Annotated in this window: 22 protein-coding genes; 6 read left to right on the top strand and 16 right to left on the bottom strand. The window is 65.9% G+C overall.

What is annotated here, in order from left to right:
• Window positions 1-2: 2 nt before the first annotated feature.
• Both DCM80_RS25120 and DCM80_RS25115 read right to left on the bottom strand, forming a co-directional pair.
• Entirely contained in the window at window positions 3-1,337 is a 1,335-nt protein-coding gene (locus tag DCM80_RS25120) for a replication-associated recombination protein A (RefSeq protein ID WP_028137003.1), read from the bottom strand.
• Window positions 1,334-2,740 carry a DegQ family serine endoprotease gene (locus DCM80_RS25115; protein ID WP_257194190.1) on the bottom strand — a complete coding sequence of 469 codons (1,407 nt, stop codon included), beginning with the start codon at window positions 2,738-2,740 and terminating at the stop codon, window positions 1,334-1,336. The genes DCM80_RS25120 and DCM80_RS25115 overlap by 4 nt, the downstream gene beginning before the upstream one ends.
• Before the next feature lie 313 nt (window positions 2,741-3,053).
• On the opposite strand from DCM80_RS25115, the gene DCM80_RS25110 reads away from it, so the two are divergent.
• A complete protein-coding gene (locus DCM80_RS25110) occupies window positions 3,054-4,667 on the top strand; it encodes an OprO/OprP family phosphate-selective porin (protein ID WP_257194189.1) in 1,614 nt (537 codons plus the stop codon).
• Between the two features lie 167 nt (window positions 4,668-4,834).
• Here the strand turns inward: DCM80_RS25110 and DCM80_RS25105 are convergent, their stop codons facing one another.
• Window positions 4,835-5,212 (bottom strand): helix-turn-helix domain-containing protein, encoded by a 378-nt coding sequence (locus DCM80_RS25105; RefSeq protein ID WP_257180530.1) that lies wholly within the window; start codon window positions 5,210-5,212, stop codon window positions 4,835-4,837.
• A 120-nt stretch (window positions 5,213-5,332) separates the two neighbouring features.
• Between DCM80_RS25105 and DCM80_RS25100 the strand changes: the two genes are divergently transcribed.
• Window positions 5,333-6,346 (top strand): zinc-binding alcohol dehydrogenase family protein, encoded by a 1,014-nt coding sequence (locus DCM80_RS25100; RefSeq protein WP_257194188.1) that lies wholly within the window; start codon window positions 5,333-5,335, stop codon window positions 6,344-6,346.
• Window positions 6,347-6,875: 529 nt separating this feature from the next.
• Here the strand turns inward: DCM80_RS25100 and DCM80_RS25095 are convergent.
• From DCM80_RS25095 to mgtE, 4 genes are all read right to left on the bottom strand, one after another.
• On the bottom strand, window positions 6,876-7,763 hold the full coding sequence (locus DCM80_RS25095) for a hypothetical protein (protein ID WP_257194187.1): 888 nt from the start codon (window positions 7,761-7,763) through the stop codon (window positions 6,876-6,878).
• 49 nt (window positions 7,764-7,812) lie between these two features.
• Complete coding sequence (locus DCM80_RS25090; RefSeq protein WP_257178568.1) at window positions 7,813-8,631, bottom strand: aldo/keto reductase; 819 nt, start codon at window positions 8,629-8,631, stop codon at window positions 7,813-7,815.
• A gap of 162 nt (window positions 8,632-8,793) precedes the next feature.
• Window positions 8,794-9,111 (bottom strand): DNA-binding transcriptional regulator, encoded by a 318-nt coding sequence (locus DCM80_RS25085; protein ID WP_257180675.1) that lies wholly within the window; start codon window positions 9,109-9,111, stop codon window positions 8,794-8,796.
• Between the two features lie 229 nt (window positions 9,112-9,340).
• Window positions 9,341-10,762, bottom strand: coding sequence for a magnesium transporter (gene mgtE, locus DCM80_RS25080; protein WP_028135870.1), 1,422 nt, complete (start codon window positions 10,760-10,762; stop codon window positions 9,341-9,343).
• A gap of 83 nt (window positions 10,763-10,845) precedes the next feature.
• Here mgtE and DCM80_RS25075 point away from each other — a divergent pair, with 83 nt between their 5' ends.
• Both DCM80_RS25075 and DCM80_RS25070 read left to right on the top strand, forming a co-directional pair.
• Window positions 10,846-11,652, top strand: coding sequence for a polysaccharide deacetylase family protein (locus DCM80_RS25075; RefSeq protein WP_373569370.1), 807 nt, complete (start codon window positions 10,846-10,848; stop codon window positions 11,650-11,652).
• Window positions 11,653-11,831: 179 nt separating this feature from the next.
• Entirely contained in the window at window positions 11,832-13,133 is a 1,302-nt protein-coding gene (locus tag DCM80_RS25070; RefSeq protein ID WP_257194186.1) for a polysaccharide deacetylase family protein, read from the top strand.
• Between the two features lie 3 nt (window positions 13,134-13,136).
• On the opposite strand, the gene DCM80_RS25065 is transcribed toward DCM80_RS25070, so the two are convergent.
• Window positions 13,137-13,511, bottom strand: coding sequence for a hypothetical protein (locus DCM80_RS25065; protein ID WP_028135867.1), 375 nt, complete (start codon window positions 13,509-13,511; stop codon window positions 13,137-13,139).
• Between the two features lie 289 nt (window positions 13,512-13,800).
• Between DCM80_RS25065 and DCM80_RS25060 the strand changes: the two genes are divergently transcribed.
• Window positions 13,801-14,058: a hypothetical protein gene (locus DCM80_RS25060; protein ID WP_049820053.1), complete on the top strand. Its 258-nt coding sequence runs from the start codon at window positions 13,801-13,803 to the stop codon at window positions 14,056-14,058.
• A gap of 9 nt (window positions 14,059-14,067) precedes the next feature.
• On the opposite strand, the gene DCM80_RS25055 is transcribed toward DCM80_RS25060, so the two are convergent.
• The 6 genes from DCM80_RS25055 to DCM80_RS25030 form a co-directional block, all read right to left on the bottom strand.
• A complete protein-coding gene (locus DCM80_RS25055) occupies window positions 14,068-14,256 on the bottom strand; it encodes a hypothetical protein (RefSeq protein ID WP_028135865.1) in 189 nt (62 codons plus the stop codon).
• A 12-nt stretch (window positions 14,257-14,268) separates the two neighbouring features.
• The gene (locus DCM80_RS25050) at window positions 14,269-14,598 is read right to left on the bottom strand and encodes a four-helix bundle copper-binding protein (protein WP_257194185.1); all 330 of its coding nucleotides are present in this window, start codon (window positions 14,596-14,598) and stop codon (window positions 14,269-14,271) included.
• 84 nt (window positions 14,599-14,682) lie between these two features.
• A complete protein-coding gene (locus tag DCM80_RS25045; protein ID WP_257194184.1) occupies window positions 14,683-15,582 on the bottom strand; it encodes an NAD(P)/FAD-dependent oxidoreductase in 900 nt (299 codons plus the stop codon).
• On the bottom strand, window positions 15,579-16,655 hold the full coding sequence (locus DCM80_RS25040) for a flavodoxin family protein (RefSeq protein ID WP_257194183.1): 1,077 nt from the start codon (window positions 16,653-16,655) through the stop codon (window positions 15,579-15,581). The genes DCM80_RS25045 and DCM80_RS25040 overlap by 4 nt, the downstream gene beginning before the upstream one ends.
• A 61-nt stretch (window positions 16,656-16,716) precedes the next feature.
• Window positions 16,717-16,920, bottom strand: a complete 204-nt coding sequence (locus DCM80_RS25035; protein WP_257194182.1) for a hypothetical protein — start codon at window positions 16,918-16,920, stop codon at window positions 16,717-16,719.
• Entirely contained in the window at window positions 16,917-17,126 is a 210-nt protein-coding gene (locus DCM80_RS25030; protein ID WP_028135861.1) for a hypothetical protein, read from the bottom strand. The genes DCM80_RS25035 and DCM80_RS25030 overlap by 4 nt, the downstream gene beginning before the upstream one ends.
• A gap of 261 nt (window positions 17,127-17,387) precedes the next feature.
• On the opposite strand from DCM80_RS25030, the gene DCM80_RS25025 reads away from it, so the two are divergent.
• A complete protein-coding gene (locus DCM80_RS25025; RefSeq protein ID WP_257194181.1) occupies window positions 17,388-17,672 on the top strand; it encodes a hypothetical protein in 285 nt (94 codons plus the stop codon).
• Window positions 17,673-17,828: 156 nt separating this feature from the next.
• On the opposite strand, the gene DCM80_RS25020 is transcribed toward DCM80_RS25025, so the two are convergent.
• On the bottom strand, window positions 17,829-18,029 hold the full coding sequence (locus DCM80_RS25020) for a hypothetical protein (protein ID WP_257194180.1): 201 nt from the start codon (window positions 18,027-18,029) through the stop codon (window positions 17,829-17,831).
• Between the two features lie 133 nt (window positions 18,030-18,162).
• Window positions 18,163-18,345, bottom strand: a complete 183-nt coding sequence (locus tag DCM80_RS25015; RefSeq protein ID WP_257194179.1) for a hypothetical protein — start codon at window positions 18,343-18,345, stop codon at window positions 18,163-18,165.
• Window positions 18,346-18,448 lie beyond the last annotated feature (103 nt).

Genomic DNA, 18,448 nt, shown 5'->3' with positions numbered 1-18,448 from the left:
ATCTACTTCCCGCCCCGCTCCTTGCGCAGCTTGGCCCAGTAATCCAGCCGCTTCCGGATCTCGCGCTCGAAGCCGCGCTCGGGCGGGTCGTAGAAGGTCTGGCGGCCCAGGGCTTCCGGAAAATAGTCCTGGCCGGAGAAGGCCTCGGGGGTGTCGTGGTCGTATTCGTAAGCTGCGCCGTAGCCTTCCGACTTCATCAGCTTGGTCGGGGAATTGAGGATGTGCTTTGGCGGCAGCAGCGAGCCGGCCTGCTTGGCGACCTGCATCGCCGTGCCGAAGGCGGTGTAGACCGCATTCGATTTCGGTGCGGTGGCGAGATAGACCACGGCCTGCGCGATGGCGAGCTCGCCCTCGGGATGGCCGAGAAAGTCGAAGGCGTCCTTGGCCGCGTTGGCGATGACGAGGCCTTGCGGATCGGCCAGCCCGATGTCCTCCACCGCCATGCGCACGACGCGGCGGGCCAGGAACAGCGGATCCTCGCCGGCGTCCAGCATCCGCGCGAGATAATATAGCGCGGCATCGGGATCGGAGCCGCGCACCGACTTATGCAGCGCCGAGATCAGGTTGTAATGGCCGTCAGCCGACTTGTCGTAGATCGGCGCGCGGCGTTGCAGGATCTCCTGCAATTGCGCGGCATTGAAAATCTCGTCCGCCCGCGCCGAACGCCAGACCTCTTCGGCGAGCGTCAACGAGGCCCGCCCATCTCCGTCGGCCATGCGCACCAGCACGGCGCGCGCTTCCGCGTCGAGCGGCAGCTTCCTGCCCTCGACCGCCTCGGCGTGCGCGAACAGCTTTTCGATCGCGGCCGCATCGAGCGAGCGGAACACCAGGACGCGCGCGCGCGAAAGAAGCGCCGCGTTGAGCTCGAAGGACGGGTTCTCGGTGGTGGCGCCCACCATCACCACGGTGCCGTCCTCCATCACCGGCAGAAACGAATCCTGCTGGGCACGGTTGAATCTGTGGACCTCGTCGACGAACAACAGCGTGCCCTTGCCCATCTCGCGGCGTGCGCGCGCGGCGTCGAAGGCTTTCTTGAGGTCGGCGACGCCGGAGAACACCGCGGAGATCTGCTCGAAATGCAGGTCCGTGGCATCCGCCAGCAGCCGCGCCACCGTGGTTTTGCCGGTGCCGGGCGGTCCCCAGAATATCAGCGAGCCCAGCGTGCGCGTCTCCAGCATGCGCGTCAGCGCGCCGTCGGGGCCGAGGATATGGTCCTGGCCGACGACCTCCGACAACAGGCGCGGGCGCAAGCGATCCGGCAGCGGATGCGGCGCATCGTGGTCGAGCCCCGCCGCGGCAAAGAGCGTTGGCGTCTCTTGTGGTCGCTTCGGACTCATCCGCCCAGCGTGACGTTGATCTGCTGGCCGCCACGCACCAGCGTAATGCGCCAGATCCGCGCCCGCTCGGCTGCGGCTTTCTCGAGGTCTCCGGTCTTGCTGATCTTCTGGTTGTTGACGGCCAGGATGATGTCGCCCTTCTGGAATCCGACATTCGCTGCCGCGCTGTCGCCGGCGAGCTCGGTGATCACGACGCCTTCGGTGTCGGCGTCCAGACGCAGCTCGTCGGCGACTGCCGGCGTGATGGTCGAAACCTTCGCGCCCTGGAACGGCGAACGCGCGGTGACGACGAGCTCATTGCGTCCCGTGTCGGGCGCAGTCTCCAGCGTCACCGTCAGCTTCAGCGGCTTGCCGCCGCGCTGCACGTCGATCTGCGCGGTGCCGCCGAGCAGACGGGTGGCGAAGCGATAATCGAAGGCATTGGGATCGTCCACCGTCTGGCCGTCGATGCCGGTGATGAGATCGGACGATTTCAGGCCGGCCTTTGCCGCAGGGCCACCCGACACCACGCTCGCGACCAGCGCACCGGTCGGCGAGCGCAGGCCGAGACTCTCGGCGATCTCGGGCGTCACCGCCTGCAACTTTGCGCCCAACCATGGCCGCTTCACCGCCTTGCCGCCGCTCTTGGCGGAGGCGACGACGACGCGCACCATGTTGGCGGGAATTGCAAAGCCGATACCTTGCGAGCCGCCGGAGCGCGAGTAGATCGCGGTGTTGATGCCGGCGAGCCGGCCGTTCATGTCGACCAGCGCACCGCCGGAATTGCCCGGATTGATCGCCGCATCGGTCTGGATGAAGAACTGATAGTCGGTGATGCCGACCTGCGTGCGCGCAAGCGCCGAGATGATGCCGTGGGTCACTGTCTGGCCGACGCCGAAGGGATTGCCGATCGCCAGCACGACGTCGCCGACCAGCAGCTCATCCGAATTGGTGAATTCGAGCGCCGGAAACTTCTCCTTCGAATCCTTCAGGCGCAGCACCGCAAGATCGGTGCGGGAATCCTTCAGCACGATCTCGGCCTCGAATTCGCGCTTGTCCGACAGCGACACCTTCACCTGGTCGGCGCCTTCGATGACATGGACGTTGGTGACGACGAGCCCGGACGTATCGACGATGACACCGGAGCCGAGCGAGCGCTGCACCTGCTCGGGCTGCTGGCCCGGCACGCCGAAGAAGCGGCGGAAGATCGGATCGTCCAGCAGCGGATTGCGGTTCTGCACCACCTTGGCGGCATAGACGTTGACGACGGCCGGCTGAACGCGCTGCACGATCGGCGCATAGGACAGCCGCAGCTCGGCCTGCGAGGACGGGACGCGACGGTCCTGCGCTGAGGCCAGATTGAACTGGGCGGAAAAGGTTATGCACAAGGCCGTGACGGCGGCGGTCCAGATCGATCGAAACATTCCTACCTCTTGGAAAAGACGCCGGAATATAGGCGCGTTCGCCCCTCAATAGAAGGGCGCGGGGCGGCAATATTCGGCCTCATTCCGACGGCTCGCGCCCGAGCCGGGCGTGCGAAACGACAACTTGCCGGCAGGGCCGATTGGCATGACACGCATCATCTTGCATGCTCGCTCTCGGCGGATTCGGTTGCGACGAATTTACATCAGCGGGAACCAGCGCAACCGAGGCTTGCCGTCGCGGGGCAGTCATCGAGCGCTCTTAGGCTCCGCGCCTACGACTTGGGGAAGTTGGTCCAACCGATGGAGTGATGACGTGAGCAGGACAAGAATTGCGGCCACGGCGATTGGTCTCGCCGGCGCGCTGGCCGCCTCGCAAGCCCAGGCCCAATCGGCAAGCAGCAGCGAGCAGGAGATCGCGCTGCTGAAGCAGCAGTTGAAGCTGCTGGAGCAGAAGCTCGACAAGCTTCAGAGCCAAACCGCGGCGAACGTTGCGGCCGCGGCGAAGGCCAGGACCGAAGCAAAGGCCGAAGCAAAAGCCGAGGCGCGCTCGGAGGCAAAGGCGGTCGTTGCCAACGCCAATGCGGCGCTTCCCGTCAAGGGGCCGGCCCCGGCAACCGGCGTCGTCGTGACGATGCCGAACAACCGCCCGACGATCTGCACCGCCGACCAGGCCAATTGCGTCGGCATCATCAGCCGCCTGCACTGGGATGTCGGCGGCTACGACTATCGGCCCAACACGGCGGCGACCGCGCCGCAGAAGCTCGACAGCGGCCAGAACGTCCGCCGCGCGCGCATCGGCGTCACCGGCAAGTTCTTCAACGACTGGAACTTCGCGCTGGTCTACGATTTCGGCGGCTCCTCCGACGGATTTGGCGGCGCCGCGCCAGGCTCGCTGCCGGGCGGCGGCCTCTCCGGCGTCGAGAACGCCTATCTCAGCTATACCGGCCTGAAACCGTTCGGCGGGCGGATGGCGATCGAGGCCGGCATCATGGACCTGCCCTACACCATGGACGAGGCCACCAGCTCCAACGACATCATGTTCATGGAGCGTGCCTCCCCCGGCGTGATCGCGACCAACATCGCTGCCGGCGACTTCCGTTCCGCAGCGGGTGCGCGCTGGTACAACGATCAGCTCTGGATCGGCGGCTATATCACGGGACCCTCGACCGGCGCGATCCACTCCGCCTCGAGTGTCTCGCCTCCTGGCACGAGCGAGCAATATGGCGCGGTCGCCCGCGTGGCCGGTAATCCCATCAGCGCAAAGGATTACTCCGTGCATATCGGCGCCAATGCGCAATGGCTGATTCAGCCGCCGCGCAATCTGATCGCCAACACCCAGACCGTCACGCTCAGCGATCGTCCGGAATTGCGCCTCGACCCGACCACGTTGATCTCCACCGGCGCCATCGCCAATGCCTCTGGCGCGCAGGTCTACAGCGTGGAGGCGGCGGCGACCTACGGACCCCTCATCGTCCAGGGCGAGTACTTCTGGTACAATGTCGACCGCACCGCCAACACCAGCGCGCCGCTGGTGGGAGCACCGAGCCTGAAATTCCAGGGCGGCTATGCGCAGGCCGGCTATGTGCTGACGGGCGAAGGCCGGACCTACAATGCGGCGAACGCCGCCTATCATGGCGTCAAGCCGGCGCATCCGTTCTCGCTCGACGGCGGCGGCTGGGGCGCGTGGGAAATCGCGGGACGGTTCTCGACGATCGACCTCAACGATCAGCTCGCAACCGCCACCGGCGTCGCCGGCGGCCGGCAGACCGTCTACACGCTGGCGCTCAACTGGTACGTCAACGGCAATGTCCGCTTCATGCTGGACTATCTGCACGGCACCGTGTCGCGACAGGCTTCGCCGGTCTCGACCGCCGATGCCGGCTCGAAGTTCGACGCGGTCGCGATGCGCACGCAGTTTGCGTTCTGAACTCGGTGTCGTCCCGGGGCGCGCGACAGCGCGAACCCGGGACGCATCACCACAGGCGGACGTGATCTGGCAAACTTGGAGTTGCGGGCTCGCACCACAATTGCTCCCTGGGGTTATGGGCCCCCGCGGGGACGACATCCAGAGCTTGGCGGCAGACGCCCAACTCACTACGCCGCGCGCTTCGGCTTCCTCACCACCACCGGCTCAGGCGCGCAGGACAGCCGCTCCTGATGGCTTTCGCCCCAGGTCTTCAGAGTGTCGATGACCGGCTTGAGGCTCTCGCCGAGCTCGGAGAGGCAGTACTCCACCCGCGGCGGCACCTCGGCATAGACCCTGCGGATGACGAGCTTGTCCTCCTCCAGGGCGCGCAGCTGCTTTGTCAGCATGCGCTGGGTGATGCCGGGCATCCGGCGGCGCAATTCGCCGAAGCGCTGCGTGCCGCTCTGCAGGTGATAGAGGATCACGCCCTTCCACTTACCGTCGATCAGGTCCAGGGTCGCCTCGACCGCGCAGCCGGGGCGACGGGCAAAATTGCGCCGTTTCATGCGTCTTTCCCAATAGTATCCAAACAGGGACTATATCCCCGAATTTACAGTACTTGCCAAATCGGAGCCAGAGCGACAGTTAGGACGGCAGGCGAGCATGCCATCTGATGGAGACAAGCCATGAAGGCCGTCGGCTACAAGAAATCGCTTCCGATCGAGGACGCGGATTCGCTGTTCGATTTCGAGACCGCAAAACCGGAGCCCAAGGGGCGCGACATCCGCGTCGCCGTAAAGGCGATCTCGGCCAATCCGGTCGATTACAAGGTGCGCAAGCGCGCAGCCCCGCCCGAGGGCGAGACCAAGATCCTGGGCTATGACGCAGCCGGCGTGGTCGATGCCGTCGGGCCCGAGGTGACGTTGTTCAAGCCGGGCGACGAGGTGTTTTACGCCGGCTCGATCCTGCGCCAGGGCACCAATTCCGAATTCCACCTGGTCGACGAACGCATCGTCGGCAACAAGCCGAAGAGCCTGTCCTTCGCGCAAGCAGCCGCCCTTCCCCTCACCTCCATCACCGCCTGGGAATTGCTGTTCGACCGGCTCGGCGCGGTGCCCGGCAAGAGCGTCGATCCGCGCACGCTGCTGATCACCGGCGGCGCCGGCGGCGTCGGCTCGATCCTGATCCAGCTTGCCCGCCGCCTCACCGGCCTCACGGTGCTCGCCACCGCGACGCGGCCGGAATCGCGGACATGGTGCCTCGATCTCGGCGCGCATGCCGTGATCGACCACGGCAAGCCGATGAAGGAGCAGATCGAGAAGCTCAAGCTGCCGCCGGTCGCGCTGGTGGCGAGCCTCACCTTCACCGATCAGCACTACAAGGCGATCGCGGACTTCATGGCGCCGCAGGGCAGGTTCGGCCTGATCGACGATCCCCCGGAATTCACCATGAGCACGTTCAAGGGCAAGGCGATCTCGGTGCACTGGGAATCGATGTTCACGCGCTCCTCGTTCCAGACGGCGGACATGATCGCGCAGCATCATCTGCTCAACGACGTCGCCGACCTCATCGACAAGGGCGTGCTGCGCACCACGCTCGACCAGACTTTCGGCACGATCAACGCCGCCAACCTCAAGCGCGCGCATGCGCTGCTCGAGAGCGGCAAATCCCGCGGCAAGATCGTGCTGGAGGGGTGGTAGAGGCTACAACGTCGGTGCGTAGGGTGGGCAAAGGCGCACTTGCGCCGTGCCCACCAGCTCGCTCGGCCGCAGGAAGTGCGTGGGCACGCTGTCGCTTTGCCCACCCTGTACCCTTGAGAGGTTCGAGACGGCCTTTTGGAGTAGACTGGCCGTGCGGGCCGATCCGCCGGGAGCAGCCTTGCCCACCTGTGCCTTGAGCACCGACGTAGGAACCGCGCCCCGGTGTCGGGCTCACAGGGACTACCCGCCCTGCCCGTCCCGTCTCGTGCCGACGCTGCCGCGTCCACCGCAAGCCCGGCTCGCGATCAAGACGACCTCGAGATCGCCCCTCCTGATTGAGCCGGGATGGCCGACACATACGCCATTTCCGAATTTCGGTAAAGTGGAATATTCTCGCGCGGATGGATTGACAGAGGCCGACACAGCACGGTGCCGTAGCCCGGATGGAGCGCAAGCGCAATCCGGGACGGTGCGAGATGCCGGGCGGGCCGCCCCGGATTACGCTTTCGCTCCATCTGGGCTACACGAGCTACCCGCCCAGATCCCGCGGGCTGAACGGCAGGTCGAGCACCTTCCATTCCTCGTACAGGTTGGCGGGCAGCATCTTGTAAGGTTGACAGTTCTGAAGCGCGCTCGTTGCGGACTTCACGAGGGCGACCCCTTTTGCGGAGGGCGGGGCTTCGAGCAGGATCGGCTCGCGCGCCAGCGTGCCGTCGGTCGCGAACACCGTGCGCAGCTTGATGTGAACGTTGTCGGTCGGCGCAAGCTCGGCCGGCAATTTGGCACAGCTGCGCAAATGACTGCGAAGCGCGGCAATGACCTCGGCCGGAAGCTTCGCGGCGATCGAGTCCGTGGCGCCGCCGCCATCGTCCTTGGGGCCGTCTTTCGACAGCGGCAGCGGCAATTCAGGCGGCAGCCCCAGCATGACGCCGTACTTGATGGTGACGTCAGGCTGCGGCGTCTGATAGGCCGGCGGCGGCGCGGCCTGTGGCTGTGGCCGCGGCGGCGGCATTGGCTGGGCCTGCGGCTGCGCGTTGGCCTCGCGCGGCTTCGGCGGAGGCTGTTGCTGCGGTTGCTGCTGCGCTGGCCGCTGCGGTTCGGGCGTCGGCGATGCGGCCGGCTGCGGGGGCGCAGGCTTCGACGCCTCGGGAGCCTTGTCGGTGACATCCAGCTTCGGCAGCTTCAGATCGGAAGGCGGCTCCGGGGTCTTCTGCTTGACCTCTTCCTTGACGTTCTCGTCCGCTTTGGCCTCCTCCTGCTTCACCTCCTCGGGCGTGACGATGTCCACCGTGACGGTTTCGGGCGGCGTCGCGCGGAACGGATGGACTTCGCTGATCAGAATGATCAGCGCCACCAGCGTCAGATGGGCGATCGCCGACGCAGCAATGTCCGTCCGTATGATTGTCCGCAGTTCCATCGCCAGATCTTGGATTGCCGCCCTGCTGTTAGCATACCGCGGTCTCCCCTCAATCCCATTTCGGGGCGAAGCCGAAGTCGGTCAGGCGGCCCTTCGGGCTGGCGAGTGCGGCGATCTGGCTCATCTCGTCGTCCGACAGCTCGAAATCGAAGATCTCGATGTTTTCGGAGAGACGCTCGATGCGCGAGGTGCGCGGGATCGCAGCGACATTCTGTTGCACCAGCCAACGCAGGCAGACCTGCGCCGGCGTCTTGTGGTGGGCGCGCCCGATCTCGGCCAGCGTCTGGTCGGTCTTGATGCGCCCCTTGGCGATCGGGCTGTAGGCGACGAGGGCAAGGCCATGCTGGTCGCAGGCCGCCCTTACCTTCGCCTGGTCGAGATAAGGGTGGAATTCGACCTGGTTGCAGACGAGCGGCTCGGGCGAGGCCGCCACCGCCTGTTCGATCAGCGCCACCGTGAAATTGGAGACGCCGATGTGGCGGGTCAGGCCCATCGTCTTCGCATGCGACAGCGCGCCGAGCGTCTCCGCCAGCGGCACGTGCGAATTGGGCCAGTGCAGCAGCAACAGGTCGACGGAGGGAAGCCGCAACCGCGCCAGGCTCTCCTTGACCGAGCGCTCGAGATCGTGAGGCGCGAAATGGTTGGTCCAGACCTTGGTGGTGAGGAAGACGTCGTCGCGCCGCACGCCCGAGGCGCGCAAGCCGTCGCCGATCTCCCGTTCATTGTCATAGACCTGCGCGGTGTCGATGTGGCGATAGCCGAGCCGCAACGCCTGCTCGACCACGCGCGCGGCAAGCCTTCCGCTCAGCTCCCAGGTCCCGAGCCCGATTGCCGGGATTCGTGCGCCATTGGCCTCGACGAACAGCATGAGGACTCCTCTTCCGTTGCGGCAGCCCCAAACGCCATCAGCCGGCATTATGGACCCGGCCCTGGACGCTGCCAACGGAAGCCGTGGCAGTTCGGCGGGATATTCGGCGCAATACTAACGGGAGGTTCGCGTCAACACTGGTCGGTCCGTCAGGCCGTCAGGTCAGGCTTTGGCAAGCGCCTGAAATACCGTTTCCGGGGCGTGCGCGATCACCGCGAGCAGCGCGCGGGCCGGCCCCCGCGGAGCCCGCTTGCCCTGCTCCCAGTTGCGGATGGTCTCGACGGGAACGCCGAGCTTGGCGGCGAACTCCATCTGGGTCAGGCAGGCGCGGCGGCGCAAATCGCGCACCGCGAGCGAAGAGGTGTCGGCCGGCGCGGCTGGGGTCGTCGGCTCGACCGCAGACGGCTGGACCGGAAACTCCTGTCCGTCCCGCAACTCGACGACCCGTCCGTCCGCCTTCAACCGCAACCGCATGTCCAGTCCCCCAAGCGCGGGCGATGATGCGGCAGCTCGCTTAAGTTCGGATTAAAGATGATGGGGCGCCCCGGACGCAGCGCGCCCGGGACACAAGAGTGAGGGCACCCGCGCTGCCTACTCCGTCATTGCGAGGAGCTCTTGCGAGGAAGCAATCCAGACTGCCCCCGCGGAGACTCTGGATTGCTTCGCTGCGCTCGCAATGACGTGGAGAGAGCGGGCCTCAAACCGCCCCCTATCTCAACCCGAACCAGAGCGTCGCGATGCCGAGGAAGGAGAAGAAGCCGACGACGTCGGTCACGGTGGTGACGAAGGTGCCGGAGGCCACCGCCGGATCGGCCCTGACACGTTCGAGCGCCATCGGGATCAGGATGCCGCCGAGCGCGCCGGCGATGAGGTTGCAGACCATCGCAAGGCCGATGACGATGCCGAGGCCCGGAAGCTTGAACCAGGCCACCGCGGCGATGCCCGTGATCACCGCGAAGGCGAGCCCGTTGACGAGGCCGACGAGGGCCTCGCGCATCACCACGCGCCAGGCATTGGAGGCGCCGAGCTCGCGCGTCGCCAGCGCGCGCACCGCCACCGTCATGGTCTGGGTGGCGGCATTGCCGCCCTGGCTCGCCACGATCGGCGCCAGCACGGCGAGCGCCACCATCTTCTCGAGCTGCCCCTCGAACAGGCCGAGCACGGAGGACGCGAGGAAGGCGGTAGCGAGATTGACCAGCAGCCAGTTGAAGCGGCCGCGCGCGATGGTGAGGAAGGTGTCCGACAGCTCTTCGTCGCTGGTGACGCCGCCGAGCGCCTTGAGGTCCTCGTCGGCCTCCTCCTCGATGACGTCGACGACGTCGTCGACGGTGATGACGCCGACCAGGCGATCCTGGGTGTCGAGCACGGGGGCTGCGACCAGATTGTACTTGCCGAACATGCGCGCCACCTCTTCCTGGTCCTCCAGGACCGAGACGCGGCGGCGATCCTCGTCGGTCAGCTCGGTCAGCGCGATCGGCCGGCGCGCCCGCAACAGCACGTCCAGGGGAACTGCGCCCTGCCAATGCTGGTCCTTGTCGACGACATAGATCTCGTAGAAGCGGTCGGGCAGATCCGGCGTCTCGCGCATGTAGTCGATGGCCTGGCCCACGGTGAAATCCTGGGGCACCGCGATGAACTCGGTCTGCATGCGGCGGCCGGCGGAGTTCTCCGGATACAGCAGGCTGCGCTCGAGCGCGACGCGCTCCTTCAACGGCAGCTTCTCGAGGATCTCCTCCTGGTCCGCCGCATCGAGGGTCTCCAGCAGCTCGACCGCGTCGTCGGATTCGAGCTCGCGCACGCCCTCGGCAACCGTCTCCGGCGGCAGCTCGTCGAGGATCTCCTCGCGGACGGCCTCGTCGACCTCGTTCAGCGCGGAAAAGTCGAAGTCGGCCCCGGTGAGCTCGACCAGGCGGACACGGTCGTCGGGCTCCAGGGCGCCAATGAGATCGCCGAGATCGGCCTCGTGCAGCTCGGCGACGCAGGCGCGCAGCGACGCGCTGTCGCCGGCCTCGATCGCCCGGGCAATTTCTTCGACGAATTCGTGCCTGATATCGCCGTCTTCATTGCGCATCGGCACGTGGTCGAGTACCGAATCCGCAGCGGGCGGGGCAACGTCCATATGTTCATCCATGGCGCGCCTCGCCGGTTGACAGGTTGGAACCAGTGGTCTGAGCTGATGGTTCAGGCAATACCCACAAGGCAACTCGGAGCGCAATGACAAAGATGCTTCGACTGAGATGGACTTCGATGTCGCTCGGCGCGGCCGTTGCGGCGCTCGCCGGCATCGCCGCGGCGGATGCCGCCGAGTGCCCGCGCAAGGATGCGCTCGGCACCTCCCGCGTGCTGAGCGTCGATGCCAGGACGACGCCGCGCGTGGGCCTGAAGAGCTTTCCGCAGACGCTGCAGCTGGCCGATCGCGAGGTCGTGCTGACCTTCGACGACGGACCGTTCCCGCCGACGACGTCGAAAGTGCTGGCGGCCCTGGCGCAGGAGTGCGTGCGCGCAACCTTCTTCCTGATCGGCCAGCACGCCGCCGAATATCCCGACATGGTCAAGCGCATCGCCCGCGAGGGCCACACCGTCGGCCATCACTCCTTCTCTCATCCATTCATGGGGCATATTCCGTTCGAGAAGGCCGTGGCTGACATCGACCGAGGCATCGCCGCAGACGAAATGGCGCTGCGCGGAGTTTCGACGACCACACCTTCGACGCCGTTCTTCCGCTTTCCCTATTTCGAGTCGACCCAGGCACAGCTCGATCTGCTCCAGTCGCGCGGGATCGTCGTGTTCGGGGCCGATCTATGGGCCAGCGACTGGGAGGAGATGACGCCGGAGCAGCAATTGAAGCTCGTCACCGAACGTCTGGCGGCGAGCGGCAAGGGCATCATCCTGTTCCATGACAACAAGGCCCGCACGGCCGCAATGATGCCGGCCTTCCTGCGATATCTGCGCGAGAACGGCTACCGGATCGTGCATATCGTACCATCGGGCAAGTCACAGAAGAGCGCCGATGCGCGCTGATGCCGGAATGTCACGCCGGCGCAAAATGGGGTGATTTGGGTCCTATTAACACTCTGTTCATGCTACCCCCTGAAAATGGATGGGGACGTCGCCATGGGAAGGGTTCTTCGCGCCTGAACCGTTTCCTGCCGTCTCCGACCTATTATGGCGGCCAACGCGGATGAGGGCAGACGGGGTTCATGATCGGAAGTAGCGTTGTTGTGCGGACGCGATCGTGGATCGTCCTTTGCCTCGGTGGTTTCCTCAGCGGTTTCCTTGGCTGTTCGGCCGTCGGATCGCCGGCGCTCGCAGCCGAGTGTCCGGGCCATCCGGACGCGCTCGGGACCTCCCGCACCCTCGTGGTCGATCCGCGCGAGCATCCGCGCATCGGCACCATGCAGTACCGCGAGACGCTGCCGCTGAAGGACCATGAGGTCGTCCTGACCTTCGACGACGGTCCGATACCGAAATATTCCAACCAGGTGCTCAAGATCCTCGCCGACGAGTGCATCAAGGCGACCTTCTTCATCGTCGGCAACCAGGCCAAGGCGAACCCCGAAGGCGTCCGCAAGCTGGTCGCGGCGGGCCATACCGTCGGCACCCACAGCATGGACCATCCGCTGACGTTCGACCGGATGGGAATCGAGAAGTTCGAGCCGGAGATCAACGGCGGCATCGAGTGGACCTCGGCCGCGATGACCGATCCGTCCCAGCTCGCCCCGTTCTTCCGCATTCCCGGCCTGATGCGCGCCGACGGCGTCGAGAATTACCTGATCTCGCGCGGCATCCAGATCTGGAGCGCCGACTTCCCGGCCGACGACTGGCGCCATGTCTCGTCCGACCGCGTCTATCAGCTCGCGATGCAGCGGCTGGAGGCCAAGGGCAAGGGCATTCTGCTGCTGCACGACATCCAGGCGCGCACGGTGGCGGCGCTGCCGAAGATCATCCGCGACCTCAAGGCGCGCGGCTATCGCATCGTGCATGTGGTGCCGGCGACTGCCGAGCGGCCGGCAACGCCGACCCAGGCGGTGGAGTGGCTGCTGCATCCGCCGACCGAGACCGTGCCGATCGCGCGCTGGCCGGCTGTCCCGCACTTCGTGTTCGCCGAGACCAGGACGCTTCCGGCGCCCTCGCTCGCCGACCTCAACGCTCAGACCGAGCATCAGCCGCTCCTGCCGCGCCGGACCAAGGGACAGATCGATATTGCATCCACCCTGCCCGTGCCCGGCCGTGCACTCTTCGCGATTCCGGAAGGCTCGGTCGAGGTGCTGCTGTCGACGACATTGTCGCGGCGTGCCGCGACGCGGCTGGCAATGGCGGCCCAGACGCCGCATGCGGCCAGGGGCAAGGTCGCAAAAGACAAGGTCGCAAAGGGCAAGGCCGCCAAGCCCCAGGCCCGGCACACCGCGCATGCAGCACCGGCCGCTCCGAACCATGGCGCCCAGGTCAAGAGCGCCACGCCGCGCCCGACCCGCGTCGCCAGTCTGAAGAAACGCGCCTGAGCTCTACGGCCGCAGAATGGCGGCGACGCAGAGCAGCACGATCAGCGCCAGGAAGAACAGGTCCATGTAGGACTTGAGCTCGCCGTCGCGCCGCAGCCGGGCCACGTCGGTGACGACTTGCCTGCGCGTGTTCGTCCCTCCGGAGCCGTCGTTGATCGGGCCTTGAAGGCGCCGTGTCTCGGCTTCCAGTCTCTCGATCTTCTGGAAGAAGTAGAACGCGCGCAGCGTCGAGGCCCCGCGCATGGCGGCATAAACCAGCACCAGGATCGCCAGTGTCGCCCGGTTCGGATATTTCTCCATGAAGTTCAGGCTGAAATAGACCACCGCCATGAAGGCAAAATTTGTCAGGAAGCGGTAGACGAAGCTGAGAATGCCCATGCTGGCTCGAACCTTGAGGAGTGCAAGCAAATCGTGCTGCAAATTCGGGATCGGGGACCCAGACCGGAACGGCCAGCCTGGATGCGGTAGCGGCCCGTCTACGCCAAGTTCGTTTCAACAAGAATACTGTCGCCCCGCACCTCGCCGCCTTTTAGCCTGCCCCGGACATAAGGCAAGCTGGAGCGTGGCCCGGTGGCGCAGCCCCGCAAGGACAGCCGCAGCGGCTCGATGGCGATTTGGCGGAAGTCACGATAGACTGGGCCGGCGCTGCCACATCCGGGGTCTGCCGATGTCGAAGAAGGGAATCACCGGCCACGACGACTGGGTTCTGACCGAGGCCCTCGCGACCGCCCTGGTCGCGCTGGAGCAGCTCGAGCCGAAGCACCAGCCGAACGCCCATATGGACGACATCCGCAAGATGCTCTCGAGCGGCAAGGAGCCGGCGGCGGTGAGCCTGCACCTGGCCCAGGCCAAATGCCGCCTGTTTCCCGAGCTCGATCCGCTGGAGATCTACCGGGAATACGGCATCGGCGATGAATACGGCTGAGACGGCGGCTTAAGGCCCGCCCGCCACCGATCCCGCGATCGCCATGACCAGCGCGCCGAGATCGATGCTGCCGTTGACGGTCAGCTCTTCCGAGCCTTTCGCGTCCTTGGCGCCCGCGATGGTCAGCGCCTGCGGCCGGTTGGCGGCCTGCCGTTGCAGCTCGCCGATGATGGCGTCCTTGAGCTTTTCTTCCAGCATGGGCTTGGTCCCTCAGGCCGCCATCGCGCGGCAGGATTCGGCGCAGGAGCGGCACATGGCGACGCATTCGTCCATGCCGCCGACCCGCTCGCAATCCGCGGCGCATTCGGTGCAGATCTCGGCGCACTCGCCGCAGGTATGCCGGTGATGCGGGGTATTGATCAGCATGAAATGCGCGGCCGTCCGGCACATCTCGGCGCAGGCCATCATCAGGCGGAAGTGCTTCGGCTCGACGTGCTTGCCGCCGGTTTCGAGGCAATGGTTCATCGCCGTGCCGAGGCAGGTCTGGTAGCAGCTCAGGCAGAGCGCGATGCAGCGGGTCATGTCTTCTGATTGCGCCATCTCAATCTCCTCTTGCGCTCACCTGTCCCGCTCAACCAAGGCAAGGCGCCGCTGTTCGTTCCCGGTTCCCAGGCAAATGTGAGCTCACGCAAGCCGCCGCGGCAGGCTGTGATGGATGTTGCAGGCGGCGACCGCGGCGTGGCCGAACGCGACCGAGATCTGGTGCAGATCGGTGACGACATCGCCGATGCCGTAGAGCCCGCGGACGGAGGTGCGCTGATGGTCGTCGACCTTCAGACAGCCCTCCTCGACATGTGCGGCGCCGAGCGCCACCGCGAGCTGAGAACGCACCTCGGCCCCCATCGCGGGATAGATCGTGTCGAATTGCAGCGTGCGGCCGTCGGCGAAGACGGCCGCGATGCCCTCGCCGCTCCGCCGCAAATGCAGGTCGGGCGCGGCGATGACCTCGACGCCGGCATCGAGCAGCTCAGCGGTCGCGCCGTGCTCGTCATCGTCTCCGGCTGCGAGCAGCGTCACGTCGCGCGAATAGCCGCGCAGGAACAGCGCCTTGCCGGCGGCTTTCTGAATCGGACCGACCACTCCGATGCGGCGGCCGATCGCCTCGAAGGCGTCGCAGACCGGACAATAGCGCAGCACCCCGTCCGCGACCGCAGCGCGCCACTCCTCGAAGGGCGGATGGGTGTCGACGATGCCGCTGGCAAGAATGACGGTGGCGGCGACGTGCGCTTCGCCGTTCCAGCTCGCCTCAAAACCATGATCGTGCCGCCGCAACGCCGTGACCTCGGCCGCAACGCGCGTGACCGCGAGCTCGTCCAGCTGCGCCGACATCCTCTCGATCAGCTCCGCGCCTGACAGGCCGTGAACGAAGCCCGGAACGTTGTGGCTGCGCGGGATCAGCGCGGCCCGGCTCGCGCCGGCATCGACGACGCAGACGTTGCGGCGGAAGCGCGCCAGATAGATCGCGGCCATCAATCCCGCGGGGCCGCCGCCGACGATCAGGCAATCAAGCTGCGCCGGCTTCATTTGGGGTTCGGATCCGCAAGACCGGCGCCGGGATCCTGAAGGCGGCCGCTCCTTGCCAGATGGACGGCGTTGCCGAGCGCCTGCGCCGCGTTGCGCACTTCCTGCTGGAATTCCTGGTCTTCATCGAGCTCGTGGTGCGAGGTGGCGTATGGCTCCATGTAACCGACATAGCCGTCGAGCTCGGCGAAGCGGCCCGCCGAGATCAGCTGCATGTCGGTCAGCCAGTCCGACAGGACGCGGCGCACATTCTCCGCACCGACGGCATCGCCGTGTACGACGATGCCGAAATGACGGCCCGCGAGATGGCGCGGATAGGGCCAGCCCTTCAGCTCGATCGCCTTGGCCTCATCGGCCTTCTTGCCATGCGTCGAGGTCGGATCGGGATTGCCGCCGTCGGCGCAGACCAGGCGGTCCATCATCGCCTTGAGGCCGGAGGGCACGTGATACCAGTTCACCGGCGTCACGATCAGGATGCCGTGAGCGGCCGCCCACAGCGGATAGATCTCGTTCATCCAGTCCCGGGTCTGCCCCAGCGAATAATTCGGATAGCAGCTGCACGGCCAGTGGCAGAGCGGCATCGCGGTCGAGACGCAGGATTTGCAGGGATGAATCGTCTTGCCGTATTCCGAGGCGAGGCGCGACAGATCGAGAATGTCGACGGCAAACCCCATCCCGGTAAAGACAGGCTCGGCCAGCTTGACCAGCCGCCAAGTCTTGGACATCTCGCCGGGACAGGTGTGCTCGCTGCGCGCCGAGCCGTTGATGACGAGAATGCGCGGCGTCTCGTCCGCGTCGTCGTGCCGTCGCTGCGCTTCCAGGATTTTTGCGCGCGCATCGAGCCAGTCGACGGCGATGTCATAGTCGGGATCGGAGAAGCCTGGACCCGCCTTCCGCGTCAGCGGCGCCTTGCGGGAATGGCTGTAGGCGTCCCAGGCCGCCGCGGTGACGTCATCGAGCTCGCGCCCGAGCGGCGCAAAGGCTGGATCGACGAACTGGCCCTTGTAACGCCGCTCGAACTCGTCGCGCGACAGCTTGACGGGCGGCATCCCCTTGCGAATTTCGGCGTCGCTCATGCGTGCTCCGGCAAAGTCGGCTGTCCGACCAACCCGGCGCACTGCGCACGGTTCCCAAGCGCTACTGGCGAACGATGTCCCGTGGCGCATCGAACTTGGCGATGCGCTGGTCCAGCCGCCACAGCTCGATGCGATGCACCAGCACGAGCGCGGCGGCCTCGCGCTTGGCCTGCTCGTCGTCGTCGCAGACGAGATTGATGCAGCCGAACACGTGCCCGTCCGGATCGATCTGGAAGGCGCGGTAGTGCTTGAGGCTGCCCATCATGATGGTCCTCGTCTTGGCAACACGGGCGCACTCAACCAGTCCGTCAGGTTCGACGTCATTTCGTTCTGCTTGGCGCGTTGCAGCAGAATCTCCCGTTCCCTGCCGGGCGGCAGGCTGCTTGCGCGCTCACGGGCCTTTTCGGCGAAGGCGGCGAGCCGCTCCTGGAGCGACTGGGTCTGTTTCCTGCGGTTACGTTTGGCGGTCATCGGACTTTCACAGCGAATTTCGGATGGAGGGAAATGGCCCCGGCGGGAGGTCGGGCGCCGGGGCCCAAGGTCTCTTGTCACTCAAATCGCTTGCCGGTTGGGGCGGCCCACACCGGCAACCATCGCAGCTTCCGCCGCAACCGTCGGTTCCAGCATTTCAATAAGTTAACGCCGCGTGATTTTGCGGACGTCTCGCCGTGCAATGCGCCGGAACCGAAATGCTGATTCGTATGTTCAAGGATGACCCGAAGGAGGATCATCATGGCGAAAGCAACATGGAAGCGGCCGGGCTCACCGATCGGCCGCAAGGGACCGCGCAAGGCCAATCCCGCCTACAAGCGCCGCGCGCGGCAGCCCTGGACGGCCGCGGACGTGAGCAAGCTGAAGCAGCTTGCGAAGGGCAACACGCCCACCGGCGTGATGAGCATCAAGCTTCAGCGCCCGGTCGCCGCCATCCGCAGCAAGGCGCAGCGCGAAGGCATCTCGCTGCGCCCCGTCAACCGCTCGCCCTACAACCGCCGAACCAAAGCGGCGAAGCGGCGTTGACGATCCGCACCGCCGGGTGACAACCGGACGCAACGGGGATGATGGACGTGGTGCTCATTTTTCCGGTTTCTGCCCACGACATCAGCGCGTCGGTACGCGCCGACATCTAACCCGTTCCCGGCGCGTGCAGCCTGATTGCTGCGCGCGCTGCACCGTTCAGCTTGGCGGCTGCAGGCCCGGCGACCTCAGCCATTCGCTCATCTGAGACCCGGTCTCCGCCTGACGCGCCTTGCGCAGCATCTCGTCGCGGGCTGCGCCGGGCGGGAGCAATTTGGCCTCCTCGCGCAGTCGCTCCGCTTCGGCGGCGAGCCGCGTTTCCAGAGTTTCAGCATGCTTGAACCGATGTCGCGTCGTCATCAGGCGTTCTCCCTGATCATGGTCGGAGCGCGCCGTTGCCTCCTTACCGATTGAGATGATCGCGCACAGGCGATGCCTCTACAACGTTCCGGAAACGGAACGGTTTCGTGCTTCTCAAGCCAAAAGACCCGGGTTACGGCTCCTCGTTGTCCCGGCGCGCCTTGATCTCGGAACGGAGCATGGCGCTGTCCATGATCGCCAGACGGAGATCGGCGACCGCTTCGTCATAGCGACCCGCGACCTGTCTGTGCTGCTGCCGAAGGGCGCGGCTCTCGTCGATCGCATGTGTGGCGCGGGCAAACAGAGCGTCAGGCATCAGTCATGATGCAACGAAGTTCCCGAGCGCGCACTTGCATAGGTTACTCAAACCGAGCCAAAGTCTAAAAGGGCTCAGTTGATTAACCTGGATCACATCTGCG

The organism is Bradyrhizobium sp. WBOS08, from assembly GCF_024585125.1.
GTDB classification, from domain to species: Bacteria; Pseudomonadota; Alphaproteobacteria; order Rhizobiales; family Xanthobacteraceae; genus Bradyrhizobium; species Bradyrhizobium japonicum_B.
Note: the sequence above shows the minus strand (reverse complement) of the source record. Positions and strands in the feature narration are given on the sequence as shown.